Source organism: Clostridium gasigenes (assembly GCF_900104115.1).
GTDB classification, from domain to species: Bacteria; Bacillota; Clostridia; order Clostridiales; family Clostridiaceae; genus Clostridium; species Clostridium gasigenes.
Window position 1 is genome coordinate 82,021 of the sequence record NZ_FNJM01000001.1, and the last position, 12,079, is coordinate 94,099.

The window sequence follows — 12,079 nt, forward strand, 5'->3', positions numbered from 1 at the left end:
TTATTTGAAGAACTTAATAAGGGGAGGAAATTTAAATGGCAACTATATTAAAAGTAGAGAAAATTGAAAAATATTATGGAAATAAGGGAAATGTAACTAAGGCAGTAGATAATATTTCTTTTGAAGTTGAAGAGGGAGAGCTAATAGGAATAATGGGGCCTTCAGGTAGTGGGAAAACTACTTTGCTTAATTGTATTGCAACAATAGATACTGTTACTAGTGGTCATATATTTATAGATGGAGAAGATATAACAAGTTTAAAATCAAAGGATATAGAAAAATTTAGACGTGAAAAATTAGGTTTTATATTTCAAGATTTTAATTTATTAGATACTTTAACTGCTTACGAAAATATAGCTTTAGCATTAACTATTTTAAGAGAAAAGCCTAGTGTTATAGATGAAAAAGTTAAAGAAGTAGCAAAGAAACTTGAAATTTTAGATACTTTAAATAAATTTCCTTATCAGTTATCAGGTGGGCAAAAACAAAGAGTGGCATGTTCAAGAGCAATAGTTACAAACCCAACACTAATACTGGCAGATGAACCAACGGGAGCACTTGATTCTAAATCAGCTAGAATGTTGCTTGAAGCTTTAGATAATTTAAATAAGACACTTAATGCAACTATTGCAATAATAACACATGATGCTTTTACGGCTAGTTATTGTAAAAGAATATTATTTGTTAAGGATGGAAAAGTATTTAATGAATTAATAAGGGGAACTGATAGTCGAAAAGAATTCTTTAATAAAATAATTGAAGTAGTAACATTACTTGGAGGTGACTCAGAAAATGTACTTTAATTTATCAATAAGAAATGTTAAAAGAAGCTTTAGGGATTATTTAATATATTTTTTAACTATAACATTTGGAGTATGTATATTCTATACCTTTAATTCAATAGAATCTCAACAAGCTATGCTCGAGTTATCGGAAGTGCAAATGAGTATAATGAAAATGCTAACAAATATGATTTCAGGGGTATCAGTATTTATTTCATTTATTTTAGGATTTTTAATAATATATGCAAATAGATTCTTAATAAGAAAAAGAAAAAAAGAACTAGGTATATATGTATCCCTTGGTATGGGAAAAGGTAAAATATCTTCATTATTAGTATTTGAGACAATATTAATAGGTTTAATTTCTTTAGTTACAGGGTTGGTACTTGGGGTGATTTTATCACAAGGGCTATCAGCATTAACAGCAAAGTTATTTTTAGTAGATTTAAATAAATATAAATTTGTATTTTCAAGTTCAGCTATGATTAAAACAATAATATATTTTGGAATTATGTTCTTGTTAGTTATGATATTTAATTCATTTACAATAACTAAATATAAATTAGTAGATTTATTAAATGCATCAAAGAAAAGTGAGGATTTAAAAGGTAAAAATATTTATGTTTCAGTATTTTTATTTATTATATCTCTTACTTCTTTAGGAATAGCTTATTATCTTATTATACAAAATAGATTAGCAGCTACGGATAAATGGTTTTGGTTGTCTATAGTGTTGGGTATTATTGGTACATTCTTATTCTTTAGATCATTAGCAGGATTTGCTTTGAAGCTTATTCAATCTAATAAAAAATTATATTTAAAAAACTTAAATATGTTTACCCTAAGACAAATAAATAGTAAGGTTAACACAACATTTATATCAATGTCCTTTATATGTTTAATGTTATTTTTAGCTATTTGCATACTTTCATCAGGGCTTTCAATTAAGAATGCTTCAGATGAAAATATAAAGTTTTTAACACCATATGATGCTACATTTAAGATGGATTTATTGAAAAACCCAGAAGGTGGAAAAGTAGAGACTGTAATAAAGGAAATGGCAGGCATTGATATAAAATTATATTCTGATAATTATAGTGAATTAGATGTATATAATTCAGATGTAATGTTTAAAGAAATAATTAAAGATACAACAGACCCATCAGTAAAAAGTAAACTTGAAGTTCTAATGGATTTTAATGTTCAGATAATAAAAGTTTCAGAGTTTAATAAAGCAATGAAACTACAAAATGAAAATGAAGTTACATTAAAAAAGGATGATGTGTTATTTTTAAATAACTTTAAGATTGTTGAATCTTCAATAAATGAATTCTTAAAAAATAATAGTAGTATAAATATAAATGGAGAAAATTATAATTTAAATTCTAAAAAAACTATTTGTGAAAATATAGAAACAACAATGATGGAAGGGAATTTTTTAACATTTATATTGCCAGATGAAAAAGTACAAGGGGTAACACCTGTAAAGCGAATTCTTAATCTAAACTATAAAGATGATAAAAAGGAGCAGGAATCATTATTACAAAAAGATATGACTAGATTAATGAATGATAATAATAGTGAGGATAAGTTGAAAGCTATAGATGGAGATACTAGACAGATAGCTATTGAATCTAGGAGTGGATTATCAACAACTATAGTATATCTTGGAATATATTTAGGTATAATATTTTTAATTACAAGTGGAGCAGTTCTAGCAATACAACAATTGTCAGAAGCCGCAGATAATAAATGTAGATATGAGGCATTAAATAAAATAGGTGTTGATAGAAAAATGAGAAATAAATCAATATTTGTTCAAATACTAATTTACTTTATGATGCCACTATCATTAGCAGTAGTTCATTCAATAGTAGGAATGTATGTAGCAAATGAAGTTGTAGTAATATTTGGAGGAGCAAATAGTTTTAATGCATCCTTAATTACGGGCGGGGTAATATGTATTATATATGGAGCATATTTTCTAGCAACTTATAATGGATGTAAAAATGCTATAAAATAGTTGGGAGAGAGATTCCTATGATAATGGGAGAATGAAAATTCAATCTTATCATAGGAACCTCTTTTAATTTATTTTTATTAATCAGTAACTTAATTATATTGACCAATATTTTGGGCGAACTATAACATTGGGTAGTTTTGTATGGGAATCGCCCTTGGCTACATTAATTTGAGATTGAGTAAGAAAAATACTATTTGATAGATTAGCTCCACTAAGATCAGCGTCTCTCAAATCAGCTCCAATAAAATCAGCCCCACTTAAATCAACATTTCTAAGATTCGACGCTATAAGGCATGCTCCTCTTAAATCGGCACCTATAAGATTAGTTTTTCTCAAGTCTTTTCCAAAATAAGATTTCATTTTTGAATTGACTTTCTTTTCTCTACAAGCTTTAGTTCGAACTAGCTCACTAGTATTTTTAAGAAATATATTGGCCTTATTTCGATAAGCCACAACATCTAATTCTAAAAGAGAATCAATGTTAAGAAGAGTAAGATGTTCAATATCATCTATTAATGAAACTATTTCCTCTTTTATGCTATAATCTGTTTGTAGGCCAAGTGCTTGGTTAATATACCATAGCATTTCATGGAGCTGCCTCATAATCAAGAATGCATCAAACATTCTATTGGCTGATTCTGGTTTTTGTCTCCAGTCATTGCCACCACATGTAACTTGAGCTACCTTTTGACCTGCACCAAAACAATCATAAGCGGTGCATCCTTTAAGACCTTTACTCCTAAGAGTTTTATGAACAGAGCAAGTAAAATTAGATTGTAAGTTTATGCAAGCCTTACCAGCGTCTTTATTTATGGGGAAGCCCTCGGAAGCTGAAAAGTACAATGCTATACAGCATAATCCAAAACATTTTTCACAATCAACTTTCAACTCTTTATTATATTTATCTTCATGTGTATATACCATATTCATTTACCTCATATTAAAAAATTATAAATAACTTTTACTTCAAAAGTATATATTTTGTATTTCAACAACTGTATAATACTTGTGTAGTTAATTATTACTATTATGTATAAATTATAACATGTTTTTAAAATATCGCACTATTTAATTTTCAAAGAACCCTTTTATTCACATTCTCTACAAATTTAGAATTATTAACTAAAACTGAGTTGTTTTTAGGTTTTAACCTGTGAATACTTAGCATGGAGATTGAATTATAATATATTATTATTTAACTTAAGGAGGATTATATGAAACAATATGAGTATAGAGTAGAACAAATACAAATTGAATTAAAAGGTATTTTTAAAGCTCTTAAAAGTAAATATAATGAAGAAATTGAGTATAGGCTAAACTTACTTGGTGAGAGAGGGTGGGAACTATCGGGAGTAGATGGAACTTGGTTTTATTTTAAGAGAGAAGTTAACACCTATCAAAATAAATAGATATAAAAGAATGTAGTTGATAAAATGCCTATAACAATTGTAATAGGCATTTTACTAGTTATTTATTTTACAATATCTTAAGGCCTATAATCTAAAATTTAAAAATCACGTTCAAGAATACTAATTTTATCAGGATCTTCAAAATCACTTATAGAATTTATATCAAGTTTTTCTAAAAGTTCATCAAGAATTTCACTGTGAAGTGGAACTTTTATAGGGGAGTCATAAGCAAATTCATCTACAGCTATTTTCCCTTGTTCTTTAGGAATCATAGTTTTAGGACCACCAACACATCCACCAACACAACCCATACCTTCAATAAAGTTTGCATCAAGTGTGCCGTTTAAGGCTCTTTCAAGAACTTCTTTACATTCTTTAACACCAGAAGCTTTAACTGGTCTTAAGTGTTCAAATTTAGTTGGGTAAAGTTCTTCTATAGTTTCAGAAACTGCAATGGAAACACCTCCACTGCGGGCATAAAGCCTTCCACCACGAGAAGCGTATTCAATAGAAGGAATTCCTTTTAAGTCGTTAGGTTTAATATCTAAGGATCTAAAAATAGAATCAACTTCCTGGAAAGTTAAAACAAAATCTATAGCACCGACTATATCTTTATCTTTTGCCTCTGCTTTTTTAGCAATACATGGTCCTATAAAGACTACTTTAGCATCTTTATTAAGCTTTTTAATAACTCTACCAGCTGCAATCATAGGTGATACAGATGGGGATAAATCTGGAATAAGATCTTTGTAAACTTTTTTAAGCATTCCAACCCACATAGGGCAACAACAAGAAGTTATCATCAAATCAGTTGGTCCATTTACATGTTTATTAAATTCAACAGCTTCTTTTATAGTTAACATATCAGCAGCAAAAGCTACTTCTATCATGTCATTAAAACCAATTTTAATAAAGGCTGCTCTTAGCTGATCCATAGTAACATCAGATCCAAATTGACCACTGATAGAAGGTGCCACAGCTGCAATAACTGTTTCGTTATTTTTTATTAAATCTATTATAGGAACAAATTCTATTTTGTCTAAAAACTTTCCAGATTTACATGCATCTACGCATAATCCACAATCAACACAACGTTCATCATCTATATAAGTAGATTTACTTTCTTTATCGTAGCCTATTGCATCAAAAGGACAAGCTGCTTGACATTTGAATTTATTATTATCATCTCTAGTACACTCACAATCACACTCTTTAAGTTTTTCAACTATCTTTTTGTTAACAGAATAATTTGTTATTGCTTTCTTTAAGTTATACATATAATTATTATCATATTCTAGATTAGAACCACATAAAGATGAAATAATAGTAAAGGTTTCTTGGGGAGATTTTTCATGATTTCCCATAACACGAGTAAGAGTTTCATCAAAATTACCATCATAATATGATTTAACTAAAAGATTAAACATATCAGCATATTTATTATTCATACAATTACCTCCAACGAATAAGGCATATTCAAAAAACAACAGAGTAATATGCCTAAAATAAAAATCTATATACTTAGTATATATAGATTTCAAAAAATAATACTTAAATTCAAATAATAAAGATTTTATAGTTTAAGGTTATGATACTTTGTTATAATAATGTATAAAAGTATTAGAAAATAATAAATTAAATCTATTTTATTATGACTTAAGGAGTAGAAATGGAACATATAGATGCAAAAACAATTATTTCTCAATATATAGAGAATAATCAATGGTTTGGGATTAATTATAATATGAATATTTATAAAGGTTGTTGCCATGGATGTATTTATTGCGATTCGAGAAGTAGTTGTTATGGAATAGAAGATTTTGATAGAGTTAGGGCTAAAGATAATGCCGTTGAAATAATTAGAAAAGAGTTAAGAGGAAAAAGAAAAAAAGGGGTAGTAGGAACTGGAGCTATGAGTGATCCATATAATCCTTTTGAAAAAAGAGAAAGATTAACAAGAGGAGCTCTTAAGCAAATAAACAATTTTAATTTTGGAGTTGCAATTGCTACTAAAAGTTCACTAATTACAAGAGACATCGACATATTAAAGAAAATTAAAGAACATTCACCAGTTTTAATAAAGATGACAATTACTACACTAGATGATGAATTATGTAGTAAGATAGAGCCTAATGTGAGCCTTTCATCTGAACGGTTTAGTGCTATAAAAGAACTTAGTGATAACGGCATATATACAGGGGTATTACTTATGCCAATATTACCTTTTATAAATGATGATGAAGAAAATATAATAGGAATAGTTAAGAAGGCACATGAATGTGGTGCAAAATTTATTTTTGCATACGGAATGGGTGTAACATTAAGAGAAAATCAAAGGCAACATTATTATGAAAAATTAATAGAGTTATTTCCTGAGGAAAAATTAGCTAAAAAATATATTGAGATATATGAGAATAGATATGAATATCAATCTATTAATTCAAAGATGTTGTGGCAGTGCTTTAAGCGTGAATGTGAAAAATATAATATGTTATATAAAATGGAAGATATTATATTAAGTTATAAGGATATAAATAATAAAAAAGAGCAAATTAGTTGGTTTTAATTATAACAAAAGGAATTAAAAGTATGATATAATTATACATAAAATGTATAATGTATCTGAAAATAGATTAGCAGAATGAATAATTATTTTTGAAGATCATTAATAAAAATATATGGAGGGCTATTATGGAATTAAATTGGAGCTTAAAAGAAATATACACATCATTTAATAGTAAGGAATTTAAGGGGGATATTGAAAAGCTTACTGAACTTATAGAAGATATTAATACATGGGCAACAGAAACAGTTAAAGATAATCAAAATGTAGTAGTAAAACTTGAAGATTATATAAAAAGATTTTCAGAATTTACTAAGCTAATTAGTAAACTTGGTTCATTTGCAGAACTTACTGTAAGTGCTGATACAACTAATATAGAAGCATTAAAATATTGTGATATTATTGAAACTAAATCAACTAAAATAGTTGAAGCATCTACAAAACTTGAAAAGTGGATAAGTAATATAGAAGATATAGATTTAGTAATAGGTAAATCAGAGTTACTTAAAGAGCATGAATTTGTATTAAAAAACATAGTAGAGTTGAGCAAATATCTACTTACTGATAGAGAAGAAAATATAATAGCGACTATGCAAAATACAGGCTCAAGTGCCTTTGGAAAGCTTAAAGATAAGCTAATATCTTCATTAAAAGTAGAAATTGAAGAAAATGGAGAAGTTAAGGAATTACCACTTACTGTAGTTCTTAATATGGCTTATGATAAAGATTCAGATGTTAGAAAAAGAGCTTATGAAGCAGAGATAGAATCTTATAAAAAAGTAGAAGAGGGAGTAGCCGCAGCACTTAATGCAATAAAAGGTGAAGTTTTAACTGTTTGCGATTTTAGAGGTTATAAATCACCACTAGAAAAAACTCTTGTAGAATCAAAAATGGATGAAGAATCATTAGAAGCAATGTTATCTGCAATGAGAGAAAGCATGCCTGTGTTTAGAAAATATTTAAGAAGAAAGGCAGAAATATTAGGACATAAAAATGGTCTTCCATTTTATGATTTATATGCTCCAATTTCAGATGCAGATATGAAATTTACCTATGAAGAAGGGGCAAAGTTTGTAGAGAAGAACTTCAGAACTTTTAGTGATAACTTAGGTGATTTTGCAGCAAAAGCTATTAATAATAATTGGATAGATGTTAAACCAAAAGAAGGTAAAATTGGTGGGGCATTTTGTGCAGAGCTTCACTTTATAGGTGAATGTAGAGTGTTATTAAATTATGGAGATAGCTTTAGTGATGTAATAACAATGGCACATGAGCTTGGTCACGGATTCCATGATGAATGTTTGAAAAATGAATCTGTACTAAATATAGATTGTCCAATGCCAATAGCTGAAACTGCATCTACTTTCTGTGAAACAATAATTAAGAAAGCAGCCGTTAAAGATGCTACAAAGGAAGAGGCACTTGCTATTTTAGAAGCAGAAATTAGTGGATGTACACAAGTGATTATTGATATATACTCTAGATTTTTATTTGAAAAGTCACTTTTTGAAGCTAGAAAAGAATGTGCACTAAGTGTAGAGCAAATAAAAGAACTTATGTTAAATGCGCAAAGAGAATCTTATGGTGATGGGCTTGATCCAAATTTCTTGCATCCGTATATGTGGACTTGGAAGCCTCATTATTATTATGCAGATAGTAATTTCTATAACTTCCCTTATGCATTTGGATTATTATTTGCTAAAGGATTATATGCTAAATATATTGAAGATAGAGAGGGATTCCCAGAAAGTTATGAAAAACTTCTTGAAATTACAGGCAAAAATAAAATTGCAGATGTAACAAAAGTTATGGGAATTGATATCCATAATAAAGAATTTTGGAAAAATTCTTTAAAGACTGTAGAAGATGATATAGAAAGATTTATTGAACTTAGCAAAAACTAAAATATAATAATTAATAATAAAAAACACATGCAATTTTGCATGTGTTTTTTTTGCATAAGAAATATAAAACAATGTATGTGAAATAATTCATTGGGGATAAAAAATGGACCGGTGTTATATCAAATAATGAGGGATAAAGATGACTGAGGTGATAATAGAAAATATTATTATAGTTTGTTTATATGTATAGAACCCTAATAAAAGGGCTCTATACATATTATGATACTGCAGGAGCTTCTATTAAAGTTGCAAATATAAATTGATGTTGATGATTTTCTACAACTGTAGTTACGCCAGTTACTAAATGAACATGTTTACCATTGCCAACTGGTATTGCTGGACCAGTAGTAACACATATTTCATGAAAGTGATCTAAAAAATCTGTTCTAGTTTTTATTTTGTGAACATGAGATCCATGTTCAGGAATAGCTTCACCAGAAATACCTGCAAAACGATGGTTGTGTCTATCGTCACCTTCCTCAGCAAATTTAGTGCTTCCTAAAAATTCATGAACGTGAGTTTGCTTCTTACAAGGGTCTGAACAATTATTAGTATACATAAATGACCTCCTTATATAATCAAGATACTAATAGGATATGCAAATTTATTAGTAGTGTGATTGTTTTTATTTTAAACGATATTATAGCTTACCAAACTGGGATAACTTTTGTTGAAAAGTAGAAGTACACAGTTTGGAAAGTAGATTTTTTTCAAGGATAGATTTCTAAACTATTGATGAAATGTTAGATGATGCATTAAATCAAATTGAGAATAAAAAATAGGGTGCTAAAATAGAAAATATGATAAAGATTGCTATAGTTTTAGTAGTAAAGATATTTTTATAAAAGGATAATTATAAGATATATCCAAAAATAAAAAAACTATGCAAATTTAATTGCATAGTTTTAATTTTTATACTTTTATATTTTTTCAACGTTTACGGCAGTAGGTCCTTTTGGACCATTTTCAACGTCAAAAGTAACATTTTCACCTTCTTGTAGACTTTTTCTTTCACCTTCAGCTTTAATATTTGTATGATGAACGAATAAATCCTTTTCACCCTCACATTCTATAAAACCAAAACCTTTTTCATCATTGAACCATTTAACTGTACCTGTTTTACTTGCCATTAAAATCTCTCCTTAAATTCTAAATATCATTATATAGATTAAATAAAATTGTTTATTTTAATCTATAATACATAGTATTTACAAAAAAAATAAAAATATACTGTATTTTATAAGAAATAATTGGTGAATAAGTTTCTAGATGGTATAATTTAAATAGAATTGCTTGAAAATAAGGCACTTTCAAAATAATTAGGTATTTGAAGATAGGGATCAGTAGTTAATTTTGAAGATTCCGTAGAAAGGGGAATATATAAATGAATAAAAGAAAGTTATTGTCAATAGTTTTAATAATAGCTATGTTATCAATTACAACTATGGGGTGCTCTAAAGTGAGCAAAGCAGAAAAAGTATTAGATAATTATAAAGAATTATGGACTAAAGAAGATTTTAAAGGTATGTATGGGTTATTAAGTCAAACGTCTAAAGATGAAATATCAGAGGAAGAATTTTTAGAAAGATATAATAATATTTACTCGGCAATAGAAGCTACTCATTTAGTTATAGAAGCTAATGGTAAGGGCGAAAAAGTTGAAAAAAACATAGTTATTCCATTTAAAGTAACTATGGATACAATAGCAGGAAAAGTAGAATTACCAGATTTTAAAATGACTATTGTTGAAGAAGAAAAGGAACTAAAAGTTAAGTGGAATGAAAGTTTAATTTTCCCATCAATGGTTACTGGAGATAAAATAAGGGTTGTAGATGATTTAGGAAGTAGAGGTAAAATATTAGATAAGGATGGAAAGTCATTAGCTGAAGATGGAAAAATAAGTGTTTTAGGAATACATCCAGCAGTATTTAACCAAGAAAATAAGGAAGAAAAAATAAAGAATATGGCTACAATATTGGATATAAGTGAAGAAACAATAACTACTAAACTTAATGCGAGCACTAATCCTGAGCAATTTGTTGAAATAGTAAATATATCTAAAGATGATAGTAAGATTTCAAAGTTAGCTAATAGAGAAGCTGGCGGTATATTAATACAAAATAGAGATGGCAGAGTTTATACTGGGGGAGCAGCCTTTGGTAGATTAGTTGGATACATTGGACATGTTACTGAAGAAGATTTAGCAAATAATGTAGACAGAGGGTATACACAAACAAGTTTAATTGGGAAAGCTGGTCTTGAACAAGTTTATGAAGAATCATTAAGGGCAAAAAATGGTGGAGAAATTTATATTGCAAGAGGCGAAGAAAAGATAGCTATAGCTAAAAAGGGAGCAGAAAATGGGACGGATATAAAACTTTCTATAGATTCAGCTCTTCAAAGTAAGGTATATAGTGAATTTAAAGAAGAAAAGGGTGCAGCAACAGCAGTTAATCCTAAAACAGGAGAAGTTTTAGCATTGGTAAGTGCTCCATCTTATGATTCAAATATATTTCAAACATATGTAACTAAAGAACAAAATGCATTATGGGAAAAAAATAATCATGCAGATGAAATAAATAGATTTAATAAAACTTATTCACCAGGTTCTACAATGAAGTTATTGACTTCTGCAATTGGTTTAGAAAATGGAGTGTTAAAACCAGAAGAGAAGAGACCTATTGAAGGAATGTCATGGCAAAAAGATAGTACATGGGGAGATTTTAAAGTTACAAGAATACACGATACACCAGCAGTTAATTTAATAGATGCTGTAAAGTATTCAGACAATATATATTATGCACAAATTGCTTCTGAAGTAGGAAGTGAGAAATTTATAGATGGAGCTAAAAAGTTTGGGTTTGGAGAAAAATTAGAATTTGAATATCCAATGGAAGAATCAAGTATATCAAATGATGGAACAATAAATAGAGACATACTACTTGCTGATTCAGGTTATGGACAAGGTGAATTAATGGTAACACCTTTAAATGTAGCATTAGCTTATAGTGCATTAGGTAATGCGGGAAATATAATGCAACCAAGATTAGTGATAAGTGAAAATTCTGAGGCGAAGGTTTGGAGAGAAAAAGCAATATTACCTGAAAATGTACCTGTATTAATAAAATCATTTTCAGCATTGATAAATGATGAAGATGGTACATCTACATTAGCTAGAATACCAGGAATAAATATAGCTGGTAAAACTGGAACAGCAGAAATAAAGAAATCACAGGAAGATAAAGATGGAAAAGAGAATGGATGGTTTGTTGCCCTTAATACAGATGATTCTAAAATTGCAGTATCTATGATTTTAGAAGATGTAAAAGGAAGAGGGGGAAGTCAATTACCAATTCCAAAGGTTAAAAATATAATAGAATATTATATGAAAAGATAAT

The 12,079-nt window shown here is 28.5% G+C and carries 10 protein-coding genes; 6 read left to right on the forward strand and 4 right to left on the reverse strand.

The window, feature by feature from the left end; all coding sequences use genetic code 11:
- The first annotated feature begins 35 nt into the window (after positions 1 to 35).
- Complete coding sequence (locus BLS77_RS00385; RefSeq protein WP_089964753.1) at positions 36 to 803, forward strand: ABC transporter ATP-binding protein; 768 nt, start codon at positions 36 to 38, stop codon at positions 801 to 803.
- Positions 793 to 2,805 carry an ABC transporter permease gene (locus tag BLS77_RS00390; RefSeq protein WP_089964755.1) on the forward strand — a complete coding sequence of 671 codons (2,013 nt, stop codon included), beginning with the start codon at positions 793 to 795 and terminating at the stop codon, positions 2,803 to 2,805. Before BLS77_RS00385 ends, BLS77_RS00390 begins: the two co-directional genes overlap by 11 nt.
- A gap of 93 nt (positions 2,806 to 2,898) precedes the next feature.
- Here BLS77_RS00390 and BLS77_RS00395 read toward each other — a convergent pair whose 3' ends face one another.
- A complete protein-coding gene (locus BLS77_RS00395; protein ID WP_089964757.1) occupies positions 2,899 to 3,729 on the reverse strand; it encodes a pentapeptide repeat-containing protein in 831 nt (276 codons plus the stop codon).
- A gap of 290 nt (positions 3,730 to 4,019) precedes the next feature.
- Between BLS77_RS00395 and BLS77_RS00400 the strand changes: the two genes are divergently transcribed.
- Positions 4,020 to 4,214, forward strand: a complete 195-nt coding sequence (locus tag BLS77_RS00400) for a hypothetical protein (RefSeq protein ID WP_089964758.1) — start codon at positions 4,020 to 4,022, stop codon at positions 4,212 to 4,214.
- 98 nt (positions 4,215 to 4,312) lie between these two features.
- On the opposite strand, the gene BLS77_RS00405 is transcribed toward BLS77_RS00400, so the two are convergent.
- Positions 4,313 to 5,662, reverse strand: a complete 1,350-nt coding sequence (locus BLS77_RS00405) for a [Fe-Fe] hydrogenase large subunit C-terminal domain-containing protein (RefSeq protein WP_089964759.1) — start codon at positions 5,660 to 5,662, stop codon at positions 4,313 to 4,315.
- A 221-nt stretch (positions 5,663 to 5,883) separates the two neighbouring features.
- Between BLS77_RS00405 and BLS77_RS00410 the strand changes: the two genes are divergently transcribed.
- Together BLS77_RS00410 and BLS77_RS00415 are read left to right on the forward strand one after the other, a co-directional pair.
- Positions 5,884 to 6,780: an SPL family radical SAM protein gene (locus BLS77_RS00410; RefSeq protein ID WP_089964761.1), complete on the forward strand. Its 897-nt coding sequence runs from the start codon at positions 5,884 to 5,886 to the stop codon at positions 6,778 to 6,780.
- A gap of 125 nt (positions 6,781 to 6,905) precedes the next feature.
- The gene (locus tag BLS77_RS00415; RefSeq protein ID WP_089964763.1) at positions 6,906 to 8,681 is read left to right on the forward strand and encodes a M3 family oligoendopeptidase; all 1,776 of its coding nucleotides are present in this window, start codon (positions 6,906 to 6,908) and stop codon (positions 8,679 to 8,681) included.
- 217 nt (positions 8,682 to 8,898) lie between these two features.
- Here the strand turns inward: BLS77_RS00415 and BLS77_RS00420 are convergent, their stop codons facing one another.
- Positions 8,899 to 9,240 carry a YmaF family protein gene (locus BLS77_RS00420; RefSeq protein WP_089964765.1) on the reverse strand — a complete coding sequence of 114 codons (342 nt, stop codon included), beginning with the start codon at positions 9,238 to 9,240 and terminating at the stop codon, positions 8,899 to 8,901.
- A 361-nt stretch (positions 9,241 to 9,601) separates the two neighbouring features.
- Positions 9,602 to 9,811, reverse strand: coding sequence for a cold-shock protein (locus BLS77_RS00425; RefSeq protein WP_089964767.1), 210 nt, complete (start codon positions 9,809 to 9,811; stop codon positions 9,602 to 9,604).
- 254 nt (positions 9,812 to 10,065) lie between these two features.
- Here BLS77_RS00425 and BLS77_RS00430 point away from each other — a divergent pair, with 254 nt between their 5' ends.
- Entirely contained in the window at positions 10,066 to 12,078 is a 2,013-nt protein-coding gene (locus tag BLS77_RS00430) for a penicillin-binding transpeptidase domain-containing protein (RefSeq protein WP_089964769.1), read from the forward strand.
- Position 12,079 lies beyond the last annotated feature (1 nt).

What these genes read in the sequence shown, in the direction of transcription:
- BLS77_RS00385 (WP_089964753.1), top strand. Translation starts at nt 36, where the DNA reads ATGGCAACTATATTAAAAGTAGAGAAAATTGAAAAATATTATGGAAAT.
- BLS77_RS00390 (WP_089964755.1), top strand. Translation starts at nt 793, where the DNA reads ATGTACTTTAATTTATCAATAAGAAATGTTAAAAGAAGCTTTAGGGAT.
- BLS77_RS00395 (WP_089964757.1), bottom strand. Translation starts at nt 3,729, where the DNA reads ATGGTATATACACATGAAGATAAATATAATAAAGAGTTGAAAGTTGAT.
- BLS77_RS00400 (WP_089964758.1), top strand. Translation starts at nt 4,020, where the DNA reads ATGAAACAATATGAGTATAGAGTAGAACAAATACAAATTGAATTAAAA.
- BLS77_RS00405 (WP_089964759.1), bottom strand. Translation starts at nt 5,662, where the DNA reads ATGAATAATAAATATGCTGATATGTTTAATCTTTTAGTTAAATCATAT.
- BLS77_RS00410 (WP_089964761.1), top strand. Translation starts at nt 5,884, where the DNA reads ATGGAACATATAGATGCAAAAACAATTATTTCTCAATATATAGAGAAT.
- BLS77_RS00415 (WP_089964763.1), top strand. Translation starts at nt 6,906, where the DNA reads ATGGAATTAAATTGGAGCTTAAAAGAAATATACACATCATTTAATAGT.
- BLS77_RS00420 (WP_089964765.1), bottom strand. Translation starts at nt 9,240, where the DNA reads ATGTATACTAATAATTGTTCAGACCCTTGTAAGAAGCAAACTCACGTT.
- BLS77_RS00425 (WP_089964767.1), bottom strand. Translation starts at nt 9,811, where the DNA reads ATGGCAAGTAAAACAGGTACAGTTAAATGGTTCAATGATGAAAAAGGT.
- BLS77_RS00430 (WP_089964769.1), top strand. Translation starts at nt 10,066, where the DNA reads ATGAATAAAAGAAAGTTATTGTCAATAGTTTTAATAATAGCTATGTTA.